The organism is Streptomyces sp. Tek67B01, assembly GCF_055231995.1.
The window spans coordinates 5,732,714-5,750,836 of record NZ_JBUYUY010000001.1; the positions used below are offsets into that span (position 1 = coordinate 5,732,714).

General features: G+C 72.6%; 16 protein-coding genes and 5 tRNA genes. 12 read left to right on the forward strand and 9 right to left on the reverse strand.

Annotated features, from left to right (window positions below):
* Positions 1-11: 11 nt before the first annotated feature.
* Positions 12-644, reverse strand: coding sequence for a lysophospholipid acyltransferase family protein (locus ACV7NM_RS25760; protein WP_463414069.1), 633 nt, complete (start codon positions 642-644; stop codon positions 12-14).
* Positions 645-938: 294 nt separating this feature from the next.
* Between ACV7NM_RS25760 and ACV7NM_RS25765 the strand changes: the two genes are divergently transcribed.
* The 3 genes from ACV7NM_RS25765 to ACV7NM_RS25775 all read left to right on the forward strand — a co-directional run bounded on the left by ACV7NM_RS25765 (position 939) and on the right by ACV7NM_RS25775 (position 3,334).
* Positions 939-2,102: a glycerophosphodiester phosphodiesterase gene (locus ACV7NM_RS25765; RefSeq protein WP_463412507.1), complete on the forward strand. Its 1,164-nt coding sequence runs from the start codon at positions 939-941 to the stop codon at positions 2,100-2,102.
* Between the two features lie 148 nt (positions 2,103-2,250).
* Positions 2,251-2,790: a sigma-70 family RNA polymerase sigma factor gene (locus tag ACV7NM_RS25770; RefSeq protein ID WP_463412508.1), complete on the forward strand. Its 540-nt coding sequence runs from the start codon at positions 2,251-2,253 to the stop codon at positions 2,788-2,790.
* A gap of 37 nt (positions 2,791-2,827) precedes the next feature.
* A complete protein-coding gene (locus tag ACV7NM_RS25775; protein ID WP_463412509.1) occupies positions 2,828-3,334 on the forward strand; it encodes a GNAT family N-acetyltransferase in 507 nt (168 codons plus the stop codon).
* A 68-nt stretch (positions 3,335-3,402) separates the two neighbouring features.
* Here ACV7NM_RS25775 and ACV7NM_RS25780 read toward each other — a convergent pair whose 3' ends face one another.
* Positions 3,403-3,837 carry a hypothetical protein gene (locus ACV7NM_RS25780; protein WP_463414070.1) on the reverse strand — a complete coding sequence of 145 codons (435 nt, stop codon included), beginning with the start codon at positions 3,835-3,837 and terminating at the stop codon, positions 3,403-3,405.
* Between the two features lies 1 nt (position 3,838).
* Positions 3,839-4,207: a hypothetical protein gene (locus ACV7NM_RS25785; protein WP_463412510.1), complete on the reverse strand. Its 369-nt coding sequence runs from the start codon at positions 4,205-4,207 to the stop codon at positions 3,839-3,841.
* Between the two features lie 442 nt (positions 4,208-4,649).
* Here ACV7NM_RS25785 and ACV7NM_RS25790 point away from each other — a divergent pair, with 442 nt between their 5' ends.
* The 8 genes from ACV7NM_RS25790 (at position 4,650) to ACV7NM_RS25825 (ending at position 15,441) form a co-directional block, all read left to right on the forward strand.
* On the forward strand, positions 4,650-5,735 hold the full coding sequence (locus ACV7NM_RS25790) for a methionine ABC transporter ATP-binding protein (protein WP_463414071.1): 1,086 nt from the start codon (positions 4,650-4,652) through the stop codon (positions 5,733-5,735).
* Positions 5,732-6,400 carry a methionine ABC transporter permease gene (locus ACV7NM_RS25795; protein ID WP_463412511.1) on the forward strand — a complete coding sequence of 223 codons (669 nt, stop codon included), beginning with the start codon at positions 5,732-5,734 and terminating at the stop codon, positions 6,398-6,400. The genes ACV7NM_RS25790 and ACV7NM_RS25795 overlap by 4 nt, the downstream gene beginning before the upstream one ends.
* Before the next feature lie 120 nt (positions 6,401-6,520).
* Positions 6,521-7,384 (forward strand): MetQ/NlpA family ABC transporter substrate-binding protein, encoded by an 864-nt coding sequence (locus ACV7NM_RS25800; RefSeq protein WP_463412512.1) that lies wholly within the window; start codon positions 6,521-6,523, stop codon positions 7,382-7,384.
* Positions 7,385-7,599: 215 nt separating this feature from the next.
* A complete protein-coding gene (locus ACV7NM_RS25805) occupies positions 7,600-8,298 on the forward strand; it encodes a GNAT family N-acetyltransferase (RefSeq protein ID WP_463412513.1) in 699 nt (232 codons plus the stop codon).
* Between the two features lie 78 nt (positions 8,299-8,376).
* Positions 8,377-9,609, forward strand: coding sequence for a precorrin-6y C5,15-methyltransferase (decarboxylating) subunit CbiE (gene cbiE, locus ACV7NM_RS25810; protein WP_463412514.1), 1,233 nt, complete (start codon positions 8,377-8,379; stop codon positions 9,607-9,609).
* Positions 9,610-9,837: 228 nt separating this feature from the next.
* On the forward strand, positions 9,838-13,137 hold the full coding sequence (gene cobT / locus ACV7NM_RS25815; protein ID WP_463412515.1) for a nicotinate-nucleotide--dimethylbenzimidazole phosphoribosyltransferase: 3,300 nt from the start codon (positions 9,838-9,840) through the stop codon (positions 13,135-13,137).
* Between the two features lie 174 nt (positions 13,138-13,311).
* Positions 13,312-14,529, forward strand: a complete 1,218-nt coding sequence (cobA, locus tag ACV7NM_RS25820; RefSeq protein ID WP_463412516.1) for a uroporphyrinogen-III C-methyltransferase — start codon at positions 13,312-13,314, stop codon at positions 14,527-14,529.
* Between the two features lie 63 nt (positions 14,530-14,592).
* On the forward strand, positions 14,593-15,441 hold the full coding sequence (locus ACV7NM_RS25825; RefSeq protein ID WP_463412517.1) for a TrmH family RNA methyltransferase: 849 nt from the start codon (positions 14,593-14,595) through the stop codon (positions 15,439-15,441).
* On the opposite strand, the gene ACV7NM_RS25830 is transcribed toward ACV7NM_RS25825, so the two are convergent.
* Complete coding sequence (locus ACV7NM_RS25830; RefSeq protein ID WP_463412518.1) at positions 15,438-16,616, reverse strand: serine/threonine-protein kinase; 1,179 nt, start codon at positions 16,614-16,616, stop codon at positions 15,438-15,440. The genes ACV7NM_RS25825 and ACV7NM_RS25830 overlap by 4 nt on opposite strands.
* Positions 16,617-17,168: 552 nt before the next feature.
* Between ACV7NM_RS25830 and ACV7NM_RS25835 the strand changes: the two genes are divergently transcribed.
* Positions 17,169-17,354 carry a hypothetical protein gene (locus tag ACV7NM_RS25835; protein WP_463412519.1) on the forward strand — a complete coding sequence of 62 codons (186 nt, stop codon included), beginning with the start codon at positions 17,169-17,171 and terminating at the stop codon, positions 17,352-17,354.
* A gap of 241 nt (positions 17,355-17,595) precedes the next feature.
* On the opposite strand, the gene ACV7NM_RS25840 is transcribed toward ACV7NM_RS25835, so the two are convergent.
* The 5 genes from ACV7NM_RS25840 to ACV7NM_RS25860 form a co-directional block, all read right to left on the reverse strand.
* Positions 17,596-17,670 (reverse strand) — tRNA-Val (locus ACV7NM_RS25840).
* 50 nt (positions 17,671-17,720) lie between these two features.
* Positions 17,721-17,792 (reverse strand) — tRNA-Val (locus ACV7NM_RS25845).
* A gap of 20 nt (positions 17,793-17,812) precedes the next feature.
* Positions 17,813-17,884, reverse strand: a tRNA-Val gene (locus ACV7NM_RS25850).
* 1 nt (position 17,885) lies between these two features.
* Positions 17,886-17,959, reverse strand: a tRNA-Cys gene (locus ACV7NM_RS25855).
* Positions 17,960-17,997: 38 nt separating this feature from the next.
* Positions 17,998-18,070 (reverse strand) — tRNA-Gly (locus ACV7NM_RS25860).
* Positions 18,071-18,123 lie beyond the last annotated feature (53 nt).

Here is an 18,123-nt window from a genome sequence, read left to right on the forward strand (position 1 = left end):
GCCTGACAGGCCTACGCGGCTTCCTTGGCCTTCGTGGCGTACATGTCCACGTACTCCTGGCCCGACAGCCGCATGACCTCGGCCATCACCGAGTCGGTGACGGCGCGCAGCACGTAGCGGTCGCGGTCCATGCCCTCGTACCGGGAGAACTCCATCGGGCTGCCGAAGCGGATGGTCACCCGGCCTGGGCGGGGCATGCCCTTGCCGCCGGGCTGGAGCTTGTCGGTGCCGATCATCGCGAACGGCACCACGGGCGCGCCCGTCATCAGGGTGAGGCGGGCGATGCCGGTGCGGCCGCGGTAGAGCCGGCCGTCGGGGGAGCGGGTGCCCTCGGGGTAGATGCCGAAGATCTTGCCTTCGTCGAGGACGCGGCGGCCCGTCATCAGGGCCGCGACTCCGCCGTTGGCGCCGTCCCGGTCCACGGGGATCATGCCGGCGCCGGTGAAGAACCAGGCCATCAGACGGCCCTTGACGCCCTTGCCCGTGACGTACTCGTCCTTGCCGATGAAGTGGACCGTACGGTCGCACACCAGCGGCAGGATCATCGAGTCGATGAAGGTCAGGTGGTTGCCCGCGAGAATGACCGGACCGGTGCCCGGAATGTTCTCGATGCCCTCCACCCGGGTGCGGATCAGCATCCGCATGACCGATCCGACGGTGGCCTTGATGAGCGCGGTACGGAACAACGTGAGCCCTCCGGCATCGAAAAGCGGCTTCGCACACACAGTGGTAGTGCAGGTGAGGACGATACTCGCGGGTCACCGCTGATCGCACATCGGGTTCACGTGTCGGATACACAGTGTTGACGCGTGTTCGCGCCATGTTCCGTCCGCACCCCCCTCCCCGCCACCCGTCGGCGCCTACCATCGGCGGGCCGGTCCGGCCGCTGACCTGGAGATCCCGGGGCGTGCGGCCCTCAGACACAGGGAGTGACACTCATGACGCAGGGCGGGGCAGCACGGCGTACGGTCCTGGGGGCCGCGGTGCTCGCGGCGGGGACCGGCATCACCGGACTGGCGGAGGGCACGGCCGCGGCGGCGGGCCCGGACGGCCGGCGCGAGGGCGGCTACCGGGACCTGCCCGTGCCGCTGATCGTCGGTCACCGCGGCTCCAGCGGCTACCGGCCCGAGCACACCCTGGGCTCGTACCAATTGGCCCTCGACCTCGGTGCCGACGTCATCGAGCAGGACCTCGTCCCCACCAAGGACGGACATCTGGTCTGCCGTCACGAGAACGAGATCGGCGGCACCACCGATGTCGCCGACCACACCGCGTTCGCCTCGCGGCGCACCACCAAGTCCGTCGACGGGGTGTCCGTCACCGGGTGGTTCACCGAGGACTTCACTCTGGCCGAGCTCAAGACACTGCGCGCGAAGGAACGCATCCCCGCCGTGCGGCAGCGCAACACGCTCTACGACGGCCGCTGGGACGTGCCGACCTTCGAGGAGGTGCTGCGCTGGGCCGACCAGGAGGGCCGCAGGCGCGGCAGGCGCGTCTGGCTCCACTGCGAAACCAAGCACCCCAGCTACTTCCGGGCGCTGGGCCTCGGCCTGGAGGAGCCCCTCGCGAAACTGCTGCGCCGCTATGGTCGTGACGGAGCGAACGCGCCCCTGTTCCTCCAGTCCTTCGAGCCGTCCAGCATCCAGCGGCTCTCCCGGCTGGTCTCCGCGCCCCGCGTGGTGCTGCTGGCAGCGGCCGGCACCCGCCCCTGGGACTTCGAACTGGCCAAGGACCCCCGCACCGTCGCCGACCTTGTCACGCCCGAGGGCCTCAAGTGGATCGCCGGCTTCGCCCAGGGCATCGGCCCCACTCTCGACCTGATCGTGCCGCGTGACGCCGACGGCAAGCTGGGCACCCCGACGACCCTGGTCGGCGACGCCCACGCGCGGCGACTGGTCCTGCACCCCTACACCGCGCGCAACGAGAACAGCTTCCTGCCGGCCGAGTACCGCAAGGGAACCGATCCGACCGCCTACGGGGACGCCTTCGGCGCCTTCCGCAGGTACTTCGAGCTCGGCGTCGACGGCATCTTCACCGACAACCCGGACACCGGGCTGCTCGCCGCCGAGGCCTTCCGGCCGGGCCGGCCTCCCCGCCGGTAGGCGTCCGGCGTCACGGCGATCGGCGTCACGGCCTCCGGTGTCGTGGCGATCGGCGTCAACGGGCGAGCGGAGTTTCTCGTACGGGTGTGCTGTGCCCGGCGGGGAAACCGCCGGGCACACGCCTCGCGTCCCGGCCGGCATGGACGTGATGAAGGACACCGACCTCCTGGACGAACTGGGCCCGCTGCTCTCCGCCGAGGCCGCCGCGGAGGCACCGGCCGCCGGGGTGGACGCCGCCGATCTGGAGCAAGCCGTCTGGGTCCGGCTGTTGGAACGCGGGGCCGCCGCCCCCGGCCCGGCCGGCGACGCGGCCGACGCCTGGGCCGAACGGGCCCGCTGGCTGCGCCGGGCGGTGCGCGCCGAGGCCCGCCGCGCCCGCCGCCGGGCCCGGCGCGAGGTGCCCTACGGCGCCCGGCCCGGCTGTGCGGGCGCCGACCCCGAGGACGCGGTGCTGCACGGGGAGCAGCGGAGGGTCCTTCGATCGGCCGTCGCCCGGTTGCCCGGACGCTGTCCCGAACTCATAGGGGCACTTCTTTCGCCCAGGGACCTCACATACCGTGAAATCGCAGGAGAGTTGGGTATCTCACAAGGAAGTTTGGGACCCGTGCGTTCCCGTTGCCTGGGATGTCTGCGCAGAATGCTGGCTGCAGAGGTTGCGGCTCCACGCCCGCGGGGAATGGAGCGGTAGACCAACGGGCTACCAGGTGAGCTGGAGGCATGCGCACATGGGTATGAGCGTGACCATTTCGGCGGCGGCCGCCGAGGACGTCGAGCAGATCTTCAAGCTCCAGTACCTGGCGTTCCAGCGCGAGGCCGAGCTCTACGGCAACTACCGCATCCAGCCGCTCACCCAGACCCTCGACTCCCTCAAGGCGGAGCTCGCGACAGACACCGTGCTCGTGGCCCGGCTCGGCGACGAGGTCGTCGGCACGGTCCGGGGCAACGTCGACGCGGACGGCACCGGCAAGATCGCCAAGCTGTGCGTCCACCCCCGGCTCCAGGGCCACGGGCTCGGCGCCCGGCTGCTGCGCGCGGTGGAGGAGGCCCTCGCGGGCGACGGCGTCACCAGCCGGTTCCGGCTGCACACCGGCCACAAGAGCGAGTCGAACCTGCGCCTCTACCGCAAGGCGGGTTACGTCCGGGTCGGCGACCGGACCGCCTCCGACGGGGTCCACCTCGTCATCCTGGAGAAGGAGACGAAGGACGCGGCCGACTTCGCGGTCAGCGCCTGAACCGGTCCGGCTGAGTCCACGTCAGCCGGGGCCCCGGGTCCGCTCGTCCGCGGCACCGCGGCTCCGAGTCAGCGCTTCGCCCGCAGCCAGAGCATCCCGGTGATCGGCAGGATCACCGGGATGAACAGGTAGCCCATGCCGAACTGCGACCACACCGTGCTGTCGGGGAACGCCTCGGGCCGCACCACGGTCCAGGTACCGACGACGAGCACACCGGTCAGCTCGGCGGCGCAGCACAGCCGCGCCGCCTTGCGGGCCGTCTCCCCGCCGCGCACCAGCGAGTACGTGATGAAGACGTACACGAGCGCGGCCACCGCCGACAGCGAGTACGGCAGCGGGGCCCGGTCGAACTCGGTGGAGATCTGGTAGGCCGAACGCGACACCGCGCCCACCGTGATCACCCCGTACAGCCACACCAGCAGCAGCCCCGGCCCGGATACCAGCCGTTCGCGTCCCACGGGCGCCCCGGCGGTGTCGGCCGCGGCGGAATCGGTGTCGGGCAGATCAGGCACCGGCGGTTCCCCAGATGTCGTAGAGGCGCACTTCGAGGACGGCGAGGACGACCGCGCCGGCCGCCACCGTCACCGAACCCCACTTGGTGCGTTCGGTGAGCGAGAGCAGTCCGGCTGCCGGGACCGCCGCGAAGGCGCCGAGCAGGTAGGCGACGAACAGCACCGTGCCCTGCTCCGGCTTCTCGCCCGAGGCCAGCTTGACCACGCCGACCACCAGCTGGGCGAGGACCAGGACGGTCACCACGGCCATGCCGATGAAGTGCCAGTCCTTGGTCGGCTGGTTCCGCCAGGCGGCGAAACCGCACCAGGCGGCGAGGGCGAGTGCGGCCGCGCCGAGGGCGACCGTCAGGGCGTCGAGCATGCAGCGAGGGTATTACGGGGCGAAAGATCCGCTGCGCGCGCCCCCGCGGGGCCCCGGACGCACGCTCGGCGCGCGTCCGACATGCGAACCGATTGCGTCCGGTATCCGGACAGCGTTGAACGCTGAGCCGGTAGGTCTGCTTTACTGGGCCCATGACCACGACGAGCAGCCGCACCCTTGCGACCGAGGCGACGATGACGCCCGGTGCTCGTTGTATGTGTCGAATGTGCGCCTTCTGAGGGCCCCTTCCCCGCAGTCTCGCGCCCCGAAGCGAGACCGGCCGAGCCCCGTGGACACCACCGTGTGACACCCGGAAACGCTCCCGCCCCGCGCACGCGTCCGCCTCACCCATTTGTGACGGTACGACCCGTATCGCGTGCCAGATGTTTGCCCCGTGCCCGGCACCCCGCTGCGCCGCGCACTCGACAGCGACGGAAATCCTGTGATCACCACATCGGGCCTCACGAAGGTCTATCAGTCACGTGGCCGCGAGGTCACCGCCCTGGACGGCGTCGACCTCCACGTGAAGGAGGGCGAGGTGTTCGGAGTCATCGGCCAGAGCGGCGCCGGCAAGTCCTCCCTCATCCGCTGCGTGAACCTGCTGGAGCGCCCCACCAGCGGCACCGTGACCGTCGACGGCGTCGACCTCACCGCGCTCGCCGGCCGCGGCCGGCGAGCCGGCAAGGAACTGCGCGAGGCGCGTGCCCGCATCGGCATGGTCTTCCAGCACTTCAACCTGCTGTCCTCGCGCACCGTCCAGGGCAACATCGAGCTGCCCCTGGAGATCCTCGGCGTCTCCGGCCGCGAGCGCTCCCGCAAGGCCGCCGAACTCCTCGACCTCGTCGGGCTCTCCGACAAGGCCAAGGCCTACCCCGGCCAGCTCTCCGGCGGTCAGAAGCAGCGCGTCGGCATCGCCCGCGCCCTGGCCGGCGACCCCAAGGTGCTCCTCTCCGACGAGGCCACCAGCGCGCTCGACCCCGAGACCACGCGCTCCATCCTCCAACTGCTGCGCGACCTCAACCGCCGCCTCGGTCTGACCGTGCTGCTCATCACGCACGAGATGGACGTGGTCAAGGCCGTCTGCGACTCCGCCGCGCTGATGAAGGGCGGTCGGGTCATCGAGTCCGGCACCGTCTCCGAACTGCTGGCCACCCCCGGCTCCGAACTCGCCGGTGAGCTCTTCCCCGTCAGCGGCGCCGCCACCGGCCCCGACCGCACGGTCATCGACGTCACGTTCCACGGTGCGGCGGCGACCCGGCCGGTCATCTCCCAGCTCGCCCGGACGTACAACATCGACATCTCCATCCTGGGCGCCGCGATGGATACCGTCGCCGGCAAGCAGATCGGCCGGATGCGCATCGAACTGCCCGGCCGCTACGAGGACAACGTGGTCCCGGTCGGCTTCCTGCGCGAACAGGGCCTCCAGGTCGACGTGGTCGAAGACGACGCGTCCGCCGAGCAGGGCGTGGACGAAGACGTGATCGCCGACGCGGAGCTCGCCGAGCTCGTCAAGGACGGTGCCGAGTGACCTGGTCCGAAATGCAGCCCCTGCTCACCCAGGGCACCTACGACACCCTCTACATGGTGCTGTGGTCGACGCTGGTCACCGTCGCGGGCGGACTGCCCATCGGCATCCTCCTCGTCCTCACCGACCGGGGCGGGCTGCTGCAGAACCAGCCGCTCAACAAGGCGCTCGGCGTGATCGTGAACATAGGCCGCTCGCTGCCGTTCATCATCTTGCTGATCGCCCTGATCCCCGTCACCACCGCCGTCGTCGGCACCTTCATCGGCCCCACCGCCATGATCGTCCCGCTCGCCATCGGCGCCGTCCCCTTCTTCGCCCGGCTCGTCGAGACGGCCGTCCGAGAGGTGGACCCCGGCCTCGTCGAAGCCGTCGAGTCCATGGGCGGCGGAGTCCCGACCCTGGTCGGCAAGGTCCTGCTGCCGCAGGCCCTGCCCTCCCTCATCGCGGGCGTCACCACCACCGTCATCACCCTGGTCGGCTACTCGGCCATGGCGGGCGCGGTCGGCGGCGAAGGGCTCGGCTCCAAGGCCATCACGTACGGCTTCCAGCGCTTCGAGACCGGCTTCATGGTCGCCACCGTCGTCGTCCTGATCGCCCTCGTCACGGTCATCCAGCTGATCGGCGACGGCGTCGTACGCGTCCTCTCCCGCCGCGGCCGCACCGCCTGACCGGCCACCGGCCGGCAAGACTTCCCACCCCCCGAAAGCCCGCACTTGTCGTGCTTGGGCCACCACCCGCAAGTCCCGCGCGAGATCCGCGTACTTGCACCGCAATGAAAGGCACTCTTCGTGCGTAAGAACATCAAGCTCACCGCCTTCGCCGCCGCCTCCGCCGCGCTCGCCCTCGGCCTCACCGCGTGCGGCAGCTCCTCGGACCCGTCCTCCGCCAAGGCCGACGGCGGCAAGGCCGACGAGAGCAAGCCGCTTGTCATCGCCGCCTCCCCGAGCCCCCACGCCGACATCCTGAACTTCGTGAAGGACAAGCTGGCGGCCAAGGAAGGGCTCAAGCTGGAGGTGAAGGAGTTCACGGACTACGTCCTGCCCAACACCGCCACCGAGCAGGGCCAGGTCGACGGCAACTACTTCCAGCACAAGCCGTACCTCGACGACTTCAACAAGAAGAACGGCACCCACATCGTGCCCGTCGTGAACGTGCACCTGGAGCCGCTGGGCCTCTACTCCAAGAAGGTCAAGGCCGTCGGTGACATCAAGTCCGGCCAGACGATCGCCGTCCCCAACGACACCACCAACGAGGGCCGCGCGCTCCAGCTGCTCGCCGCCAACAACCTGATCACCCTCAAGGAGGGTGTCGGCACCGGCGCCAAGCTGTCCGACATCACGGACAAGAAGGGCCTGGAGTTCAAGGAGCTGGAGGCCGCCACGGTCCCGCGCGCCCTGAACGACGTCGACGCCGCCGTCATCAACGGCAACTACGCCCTGGAAGCCAAGCTCGCGCCCGCCAAGGACGCCCTGATACTGGAGAAGGCCGACGGCAACCCCTACGCCAACTTCCTCGCGGTCGAGGACGGCCACCAGAACGACCCGCGCGTCCAGAAGCTCGCCAAGCTCCTGAACTCCGACGAGGTCAAGAAGTTCATCGAGGACAAGTACCAGGGCTCGGTCACCCCCGCCTTCGGCACCCCCAAGGCTTAGGCAGCGCCCGGCGGGCCGGATTCGCACATCCACTGACCCCGCCAGGGCTTTCGGCCCCGCGCGCCCACCCGGGCGAGCGGGGCCGGCGCCTGCCCGCGTCCGGGCGGCCAGACCCTGCACATCACCACCGCGATGCTGCATGCTGTGGCCTACGACCCGCACGAACGGTCCTCCCGCACCACGGTCGCACCACGGTCTCAGGCATGGAGCTGCGCATGACTACCACCTTCCCGGACGTCACGATCAGCACGGACCGGCTGGTGCTGCGCCCGTTCGAGGAGGAGGACGTCACCGCGCTGACCGAGATGATGAACGACGAGCAGGTCATCGCCTGGACCTCCGCCCCCCACCCCTACACCCGGGCCGACGCCCACGACTGGGCCATCCGGCGCTCGCACGCCGAACGCACCGAGGGGCGGGGCATCGTCCTCGCCGTCACCGAGTTCCTCACCCACCGCCTCGTCGGCGCCGTGCACCTGCGCAACACCGACTGGCGCACCCGCACCACCGAGGTCGGCTACCTCACGGCCCCCTGGGCCCGCGGCGAGGGCTACGCCGGCGAGTCCGTCCTCGCCGTCGCCCAGTGGCTGTTCAGCGACCGCCACTTCGAGCGCCTCGAACTGCGCACCGCCGCCGACAACACCGCGTCCCAGCAAGTGGCCCAGAAGATCGGCTGCATCAGCGAGGGCGTCCTGCGCAACGCGTGCATAGTGCGCACCCAGACGGCGGACGGCGCCTGGACCGAGACCCGCAGCGACCTCATCGTGTGGGGGCTGGTCCCCGAGGACGTCGAAGACAGCGGCGGCTACGACGAGTACCCCGGCTACGACGAGTACCCCGGCTACGCCGAGCCGTACGAGTTCCGGGAGCGGGCGGACGTGAGCGGCCACACCGTAGGCGCCGAGCGGAACTGACCCGATGACCAGGTAGTCTCACCGTGCCCCCCCGCCCGACGAAGCTTCGCCTGCCCCCACCCCAGGAGACTGACGACGATGGCCGACCGGGTCACGGTGATCGGCTGGGACGGCTCCGCGCTGACCGCGCCCGCCCGGTCCGCGCTCTCGGCCGCCACCCTGGTGGCCGGCGCCGCCCACCACCTCGCGCTGCCCGAGGTACCTCCCACCGCCGAACGCATCCGCCTCGGCAGCATCGGGCTCGCCGCCCGCCGCATCGCCGGCCACCGCGGCACCGCCGTCGTGTTCGCCGACGGCGACCCCGGCTTCTTCGGGGTCGTCCGCACCCTGCGCGCCCCCGAGTACGGCCTCGAAGTCGAGGTGGTCCCCGCCGTCTCCTCCGTCGCCGCCGCCTTCGCCCGCGCCGGGATGCCCTGGGACGACGCCCAGGTGGTCGTCGCGCACCCGCGCACCCTGCGCCGCGCCGTCAACGTCTGCCGCGCCCACCCCAAGGTCGCCGTCCTCACCGCGCCCGGCGCGGGGCCCGCCGAACTCGCCCTGCTGCTCGGCCCGGTGCACCGGACCTTCGTCATCTGCGAGGAACTGGGCACCACCCGGGAACGGGTCACCGTCCTCACCTCCGACAAGGCCGCCGACCACAGCTGGCGCGACCCCAACGTCGTCATCGTCATCGGCGGCCAGGCCCCCGCGACCGCCGAACCGGCATGGCTGCTGGGCCGGAACGCCTCCCGCCCCGCCGAACGCGGCTGGGCCGGCCCAGGACTCGGCACCGGCGAAGGAGAGGCGGCCCACCTGCGCGCCGCCCAACTCGCCCGCCTCGGCCCGCGCCCCGGCGACCTCGTGTGGGACATCGGCTCCGGCTCCGGCGCGTTCGCCGTGGACGCCGCCGCGTTCGGCGCCGCCGTCATCGCCGTCGACGTGGACCCGCGGGCGTGCGAATGGGTAACCGCCCTCGCCCGTACCCGAGGAGTGCAGATCCAGGTCGTCGCCGGACGCGCCCCCCTCGTACTCGAAGACCTGCCCGAACCCGACGTCGTGCGGGTGGGCGCCGGCGGGGCCGCGGTGGTGTCGGCCGTCGCCGACCGACGGCCCGAACGGATCGTCAGCCACGCCTCCACACGCGACGAGGCCGAGGCCGTCGGCCGCGCGCTCACCGAACACGGGTACACCGTCGAGTGCGCCCTGCTCCAGTCCGTCGGACTCGACACCCGCACCTGGGAGGAACAGGACCGTTCCGTCGTGTTCCTGCTGGCAGCCGAGCGGCCCCGAACCGCCCGGACAGGACCGGACGCGGCCCCCGGGGTAGGCTGACCGATCGTCGTACCGCCTCGGCAGCCACGGGACGTGGCGCAGTCCACAACGGACCGTGCCGATTTATGGCCCACACGGTGGCTGACGAGCGCGACAATGCTCAGTAGTTGTCGTGCGGACGCACCCGAGGCGAACGCGGCTCACGGCAACCCGCACGGCAACTCCGCGTGGCGGCCCTGTGGGCGACCGGGCGATCGAAGAGGCAACACCGATGGGCGAGGGGTACGCATGACTGACACCGGCCAGGTCCCGGGCGAGGGTTACCCGGACAACACGGGCATGGTGGATCAGCAGGGCATCCCCGCGCAGGCCCCGCCCCTTCCCCCCGTCCCGCCCCAGGCTCCGGCGGGCTACGCCTTCCAGGACCTGGTGGACGACTCCGCCGAGGCGGAGGACGAGGAACTCCTGCTGATGCCGAGCGGGCAGGGCGCGTGGAGCGACCCGCAGCCCGTCCCGCCGGCCCCGGCGTTCCCCGTCGAGCAGGCGCAGGCGTACCCCGACTACCCGCAGCCGCTCTACACCGAGCAGACCGGCGGGGTCTACGCCGAGCCCGCCTACGTCGACCACGCCGCCGCCGAGATCTCCGCCGCGACCAACGCGTCAGCGGACAACGGCTACCCCGGCTTCCCCGAGGCCGCTCACCCCGCGCCCGCGCAGCCCGGCTTCCCCGACGCGGCCCAGACCGAGTCCGCGTACAGCGCCGGCGCGCACGAGACGGGCGGCCGGGACTCCGGGGCGCTCGACCTCGGCGGTCTCACCGTCCCGCCGCCGGCCGTCGCGCCGCAGGTCCCCGCCGCCACCGCCCGCCGCCCGCTGCACATGGGCCCGGCCGTGCCCGAGGCCGGGGGAGTCGTACGGTCCCTCGCCGACCGGGGCCCGGCCACCGCCCCGGCGGCGGCGCCCGCGCCGGTGACCCCGATCCCGGTGCGCAACCCCGGTCCGCCCACCACGGGCCCGGAGTACCTGGACGTCCCGCAGCCGGAGGAGACCGCCCCGGCCGCGGCCCCGGCCGCGTCGCAGCCCACCGAGATCCCGCCGCAGGCCGGGACGCCGTGGGCCGCGGAGCCGCCGGCCGAGGTCGCCGACCCGGCGCCCGTGACCGTCGCCGAGCCGCAGCCGCAGCCGCAGCCGCAGCCCGAGCCCGTCCAGGAGATCGCTCCCGAGACCGTCGTGGCGCCCGCGGAGCCCGCCGTGGAGCCGGCCGCCGTGGCGGAGCCCGTTGCCGAGCCCGAGGTCGTTCCCGAGCCGGAGGCCGCCGCCGCGACCGCACCCGCCGCCGCGACCGCACCCGCCGCCGCGACCGCACCCGCCGCCGCGACCGCACCCGAACCCGCGCCGGAGGCCGTGGCCGCCCCGGCCGAGCCCGTCGCCGTCGTGGAGCCCGCGCCGGTGGAAGCCCTCCCCGAGGCCGCCCCGCAGCAGGAGCCGGAGCCGCAAGAGGAGCAGCAGCAGGCACAGCAGCAGGAGCCCGCCCAGGTCGCCGCCGTGGCCCTCGCCCAGCCCGTCGAGGCCCCTGCCGCGGCCGAGGCACCCGAGCTCCCCGTCGCCGAGGAGGCCGCCCCCGCCGAGCCGGAGCCGCTCGCCGCCGACGCCGCGCCCGCCGACGCCGCGCCCGCCGACGCCGCGCCCGCACCCGCCGACCCCGGGCCGGAAGCCCCCGCGGCGGCGCCCGCCGAGCCCCTCCCGGCCGCCGAGGAAGCCCCCGCGCCCGCCGGGACACCGCAACTGCCCGAGGCCGTGGAGGCCTCCGAGACCCCCGAGGCAGCCGAAGGGCTCGTACCGGCCGTCGCTCCCGGCGAACCGGCCCCGGCCTACGCCGATGCCGACCGTGAGGCCATCCAGCGCGTCATGCGCGAGCGCCGCGACATCCGCAAGGGTTTCCGCCCCGACCCGATCCCGCACGATGTCCTGCTGCGGGTCCTGGAAGCCGCGCACACCGCGCCCAGCGTCGGCCACTCCCAGCCCTGGGACTTCGTCGTCATCCGTTCGGCCGAGACCCGCCGGACCATGCACGAACTCGCCCAGCGCCAGCGCGAGGCCTATGCCAAGTCGCTGCCCAAGGGCCGGGCGAAGCAGTTCAAGGAACTCAAGATCGAGGCCATCCTCGACACCCCGGTGAACATCGTCGTCACCGCCGACCCCACGCGCGGGGGCCGCCACACCCTCGGCCGGCACACCCAGCCGCAGATGGCCCCGTACTCCTCGGCGCTCGCCGTCGAGAACCTCTGGCTCGCCGCCCGCGCCGAAGGCATCGGCGTCGGCTGGGTCAGCTTCTTCGACGAGCGCGAGATGGTCCGCGAGCTCGGCCTGCCCGAGCACCTCGAAGTCGTCGCGTACCTGTGCGTCGGTTACGTCGACGAGTTCCCGGAGGAGCCCGAGTTGGCGCAGGCCGGCTGGTCGCAGCGGCGACCGCTCGCCTGGGTCGTGCACGAGGAGACGTACGGGCGCCGCGCGCTGCCCGGCGAGGAGCCGCACGACCTGCTCTCCGAGACCGTCGCCGGCATCCGCCCGCTGGACGCGAAGGCGCTCGGCGAGGCCTGGGAGCGACAGAAGCGCATGACGAAGCCGGCCGGCGCGCTCGGCATGCTGGAGATCATCTCCGCCCAGCTCGCGGGCCTGTCCCGGGTCTGCCCGCCGCCGATCCCGGAGCCCGCCGCCGTCGCGATCTTCGCCGGTGACCACGGGGTGCACGCCCAGGGTGTCACCCCCTGGCCCCAGGAGGTCACCACCCAGATGGTGGCCAACTTCCTGGGCGGCGGAGCCGTCTGCAACGCGTTCGCCAATCAGGTGGGCGCCGAGGTCTGCGTGATCGACGTGGGCGTCGCCGGAGACCTCCCGGCCACGCCGGGACTCCTTCCGCGCAAGGTCCGCCCCGGCACGGCCGACCTCTCGACCGGCCCGGCGATGACCCGCGAGGAGGCGATCCAGGCCATCGAGGTGGGCATCGAGACCGCCCGTGACCTGGTCGCGGCGGGCAACAAGGCCCTGCTGACGGGCGAGATGGGCATCGCGAACACCACGGTCTCGGCCGCGCTGATCTCCGTGTTCACCGGAGTCGACCCCGCCGAGGTAACCGGCCGCGGCACCGGCATCAACGACGAGACGCACGCCCGCAAGGTCGAGGTCGTCCGCCGCGCCCTGGAACTCCACCAGCCCGACCCGGCGGACCCGATCGGCGTCCTCGCGGCCATCGGCGGCCTGGAGCACGCGGCGATCGTCGGCCTGCTCCTCGGTGGCGCCTCCCTGCGCACCCCGGTGATCCTCGACGGCGTCAGCGCCGGCGCGGCCGCCCTCGTCGCCCGGGCCATCGCCCCCGAGTCCCTGTCGGCGTGCATCGCGGGCCACCGCAGCGCCGAACCCGGCCACGTCGCGGCCCTGAACAAGCTCGGCCTGCGCCCCCTGGTCGACCTGGACCTCCGTCTCGGCGAGGGCACGGGCGCCCTGCTGGCCCTGCCGCTGGTGCAGAGCGCGGCCCGCGCCATGCACGAGGTCGCCACCTTCGACTCCGCCGGAGTCACGGAGAAGTAGCCGCGAGCCGCCGTGCACGGGCAGGCACGGGCAGGAGCCCGCCTGCCCGCGCTGCGGCGGGAGCGCCGGGTCGTATCGTGGACCCGCACACCCGAAACCGCACGTCACACCGGACAAGCCGCTCCAGCGCAGCAGCGGCCGCAGACCCACCGCCGTATCAGGAGCCGCACCGCCATGGCCGAACACCCCGCGTACCCCGTTGGTCTGCGCCTCTCCGGCCGCCGCGTCGTCGTCATCGGCGGCGGCCAGGTCGCCCAGCGCCGCCTGCCCGCGCTGATCGCGGCCGGCGCCGACGTCCTGCTCGTCTCGCCCTCGGCCACCCCTTCCGTGGACGCCATGGCCGAGACCGGGGAAATCCGCTGGGAACGCCGCCGCTACGAGGACGGCGACCTGGCCGGGGCGTGGTACGCGCTGATCGCCACCCAGAACCGCGAGGCGAACGACCGTGCCTCCGCCGAGGCCGAGCGTGAGCGGATCTGGTGCGTACGCGCCGACGACGCCTCCGCCGCCACCGCCTGGACCCCCGCCACCGGCCGCGTCGACGGCGTCACGGTCGCCGTGCTGACCGGCAACGACCCCCGCCGCTCCGCCGCCGTCCGCGACGCCGTGGTGGAGGGCCTGCGGGACGGCTCCCTCGTCTCCGCCCGCCGGCGCGGCCACACCCCCGGCGTGGCCCTGGTCGGCGGCGGCCCCGGCGACCCCGACCTGATCACCGTGCGCGGCCGGCGCCTGCTCGCCGAGGCGGACGTCGTCATCGCCGACCGGCTGGGCCCGCGCGACCTCCTCGACGAACTCCCGCCGCACGTCGAGGTCATCGACGCGGCGAAGATCCCGTACGGCCGTTTCATGGCCCAGGAGGCCATCAACAACGCCCTGATCGAGCACGCCAAGGCCGGCAAGGCCGTGGTCCGGCTCAAGGGCGGCGACCCGTACGTCTTCGGCCGCGGCATGGAGGAACTCCAGGCCCTCGCGGAGGCCGGCATCCCCTGCACCGTCGTCCCGGGCATCTCCAGCTCCATCTCGGTGCCGGGCGCCGCCGGCATCCCCGTCACCCACCGCGGCGTCGCGCACGAGTTCACCGTCGTCAGCGGTCACGTCGGCCCCGACGACCCGCGGTCCCTCGTGGACTGGGCCTCCCTCGCCAAACTGACCGGCACCCTCGTCATCCTGATGGGCGTCGACAAGATCGGCCTGATCGCCGAGGCCCTGGTCCGCCACGGCCGTCCCTCCGACACCCCGGTCGCCGTCGTCCAGGAGGGCACCACCGCGACCCAGCGCCGCGTGGACGCCACCTTGGCCACGGTCGGCGAGACCGTGCGCGCGCGGGAGGTCCGCCCGCCGGCCGTCATCGTCATCGGCCCGGTCGTCACGGTCAACGCGCCGACGGCCTGAAGAAGTTCACCGGCGCCCCACCGGGCCGTTGGCACCACACCCAGGACAAGGCAGTATCACCCCGTGGCTGATCTCATCACCGTCGACGACCCCGACGACCCGCGCCTGCGCGACTACACGGGCCTGACCGACGTCGAACTGCGGCGCAGGCGCGAGCCCGCCGAAGGACTCTTCATCGCCGAGGGCGAGAAGGTCATCAGACGTGCCAAGGACGCGGGCTACGAGATGCGCTCGATGCTGCTCTCCGCCAAGTGGGTCGACGTCATGCGCGACGTCATCGACGAACTCCCGGCCCCGGTCTACGCCGTCACCCCCGAGCTCGCCGAACGGGTCACCGGCTACCACGTGCACCGCGGCGCGCTCGCCTCGATGCAGCGCAAGCCCCTTCCCGCGCCGGGCGACCTGCTGGCCGACGAGGCCTCGGGGCGCCGGATCGGCGTCTTCGAGGGCTTCGTCGACCACGCCAACCTGGGCGCCGCCTTCCGCAGCGCGGCGGCGCTCGGCATCAGCGCGATACTCCTCTCCCCGGACTGCGCGGACCCCCTCTACCGGCGCGCCATCAAGGTCTCGATGGGCTCGGTGTTCTCCGTCCCCTACGCGCGCCTCGACCAGTGGCCGGCCGACCTGGAGAAGGTCCGCGAGGCCGGCTACCGGATCCTCGCCATGACCCCCAGCCCGAAGGCGACCCCCCTGGACCAGGTCCCGCCGGAGCGCTTCGAACGCTCGGCGATCATGCTCGGCTCGGAGGGCCACGGCCTGTCGACGTACGCCCTGCGCGCCGCCGACGAGTGGGTGCGCATCCCCATGGCGGAGGGCATCGACTCCCTCAACGTGGCCGCCGCCTCGGCGGTCGCCTTCTACGCCACCCGCCCCCCCGTCGGCCTGACCCGGGGCTCCCCGAGCCCTGGCTAGAGCTTCTGCGCGGCGGCGATGCCCAGGGCGACGATCAGCGTCACCACGACGAACACGATCAGCCGCTGCCGCATCAGCTTCGGGTCGGGCCCCGCGGGGCGGCGGCCCGTCCCCGTCGTGCGCGGCGCCGGGCGGCCACCGCCGCGCCCGGCGGTGGAGCCGGGGTTGCGGGGCGACGAGGGGCGCGAGTGCGGGCCGCCGGAGGAGCCGTGCGGCCGCGGGGTGGCGCCACCGCCTTCCGCACCGCCTCCGGTACGCCGCTCCGTGCGCTGGTCGGTGTACTGCTCGGTCAGCCGGCCCGTGGGCCGCTCGGTACGGGCGCGCTGCGCCGGCGGCCGCGGCTCGCCCAGCCCCTGCGCTTCACGGGCGGCGATCTCCTTGAGCCGCATCGACAACTGGAGCGTGCTCGGCCGGTCCTCGGGGTCCTTGGCCAGGCAGGCCCGGACGAGGGGCGCGAGGGCGTCCGGGACCCCTTGGAGGTGGGGCTCCTCGTGCACCACTCGGTACAGCATGACCTCGGAACTGCCGTGCCCGAAAGGCGAGTCGGCGGTCGCGGCGTAGGCGAGGGTGGCGCCGAGGGCGAACACGTCGGTCGCGGGGGTCACGACGGCGCCGCGCACCTGTTCGGGCGCGAGGAACCCGGGGGAGCCGACCGCCGTGCCCACATGGGTGAGGGTGCTCGCCCCGGTGGCCCAGGCGATCCCGAAGTCGATGATGCGCGGACCCTTGGGCGACAGCAGGATGTTCGAGGGCTTGAGGTCGCGGTGGACGACACCCGCCTCGTGGACGGCCACCAGGCCCTCCGACAGCGCGGCGCCGATCGCGGCGATCTGCGCGGCCGTCAGGGGGCCCTCCTCGGCCACCTTGTCGTGCAGGGAGGGGCCGGGCACGTACTGGGTCGCGAACCACGGCCGCTCGGCCTCCAGGTCGGCGGCGACCAGCCGCGCCGTGCAGCCCCCGCGGATGCGCCGCGCGGCGGACACCTCACGGGCGAAGCGGGAGCGGAACTCCTGGTCCTCCGCCAGGTCCGGGCGGATCACCTTCAACGCGACCCGCTGACCGCGCCGGTCGGACCCCAGGTAGACGACCCCCATGCCGCCCGCCCCCAGCCGCCGGTGCAGCCTGAAGGAGCCGACGACACGCGGGTCCTCGCGCCGGAGCCGCATCATCGCCATGTCCACCCCGCTGCCCGGTCGTCCTGTTGACGTGCCACAGCTTACGGACCATCCGGCACGAGCGCTCAGAGGCCGCGCCCTCGCCGGGACAATCGATAGTCAGTGCGGAGCACGCCACTTGAGGGTGGCTCAGATGCTTCGGCGGCCGTCCGGCCGCGGTCGCCGGGTACCTCCAAACGGCCCTCACCCCAAGGAGGTTGGCCCCTTGACCGGTCCCGTGGGCGGGTTGCGCGCGGGCGGCCGGACCGCCGGCGGCCACGCCGGGCGTGGACGGCTCGTGCGAAGACACGCGTGTGCGGGGAGTGACGGAAGTGAGCGAAGTCACTACCCTCCGGTCATCCCCTCCGGGGAGACCCTCACGCCGGGGGAGTGATCTCCACCCAGGGGAGTACACGGGAGGGTGGTCCCTCATCCTCTCGGAGGCCCGGCAATGGGTACGAGGGCATGAGGCCAGGGCCCTTGCGCCCGCCTAGTGTTGAGGACAAGCGGCGGGCGGCACACTCGTCCCCCGAGGTCACGAGCCCGCCGCTGCCAGACGACAGGGAGAGGACCATGACGGGCTCCGCACGGCAAGGGCGCAAGGCATTCGCGTTCAACGGCCATGAGTCCGGTACGCGCCACCCGTTGGTGGCCGCGGCCATGGTGCTCCCCCTGGCCGTCCTCCTGCTCTTCCTCTTCGGAGGCTTCGAGCAGGTGGCGGCACAGGCGTCGTCCGTGGGCGCGATGATGGGGCGCTGAGCGGCGCTCCAGGCCCGGGAAGAGCGGCCCGGGCCGGGACATCGCCTTGTCGCACCCCGTGGGGACGGGGGCGTGACGACGGACGGCAGGTGAAGGGTGCTGCCCGTACGACTGGGGAGTCGGACGGGCGGCACCCTTTTTCATGCGCGCTTCTTCCCGTCCGCCCTCCCGCCGCCCGCCTCCCGCCCGGCGGGGACGGAACGCGAAAGCCCCGACCGTGGGAACGGCCGGGGCTTTCCGGTGGTGCGCGATACTGGGATTGAACCAGTGACCTCTTCCGTGTCAGGGAAGCGCTCTCCCGCTGAGCTAATCGCGCGGGACCACGGCTCGAAAGCCGCAGGTGAAGCAGGTGTCGCAGGTGATGCGTGCGCGATACTGGGATTGAACCAGTGACCTCTTCCGTGTCAGGGAAGCGCTCTCCCGCTGAGCTAATCGCGCGGGTGGTCCTCGCGGACCAGTGGACGATACTGGGATTGAACCAGTGACCTCTTCCGTGTCAGGGAAGCGCTCTCCCGCTGAGCTAATCGTCCTTGGAGGTGGAGACGGGATTTGAACCCGTGTAGACGGCTTTGCAGGCCGTTGCCTCGCCTCTCGGCCACTCCACCAGGAGCTGTGGGGGTTCTCGGGAAGACCCCCCACTTCGAGCGGACGACGAGACTCGAACTCGCGACATCCACCTTGGCAAGGTGGTGCTCTACCAACTGAGCTACGTCCGCAGGTCACCGTGTTCACTCCGGGGTGTTCCCCTTCGCTCCCTGGCGACGTGTTG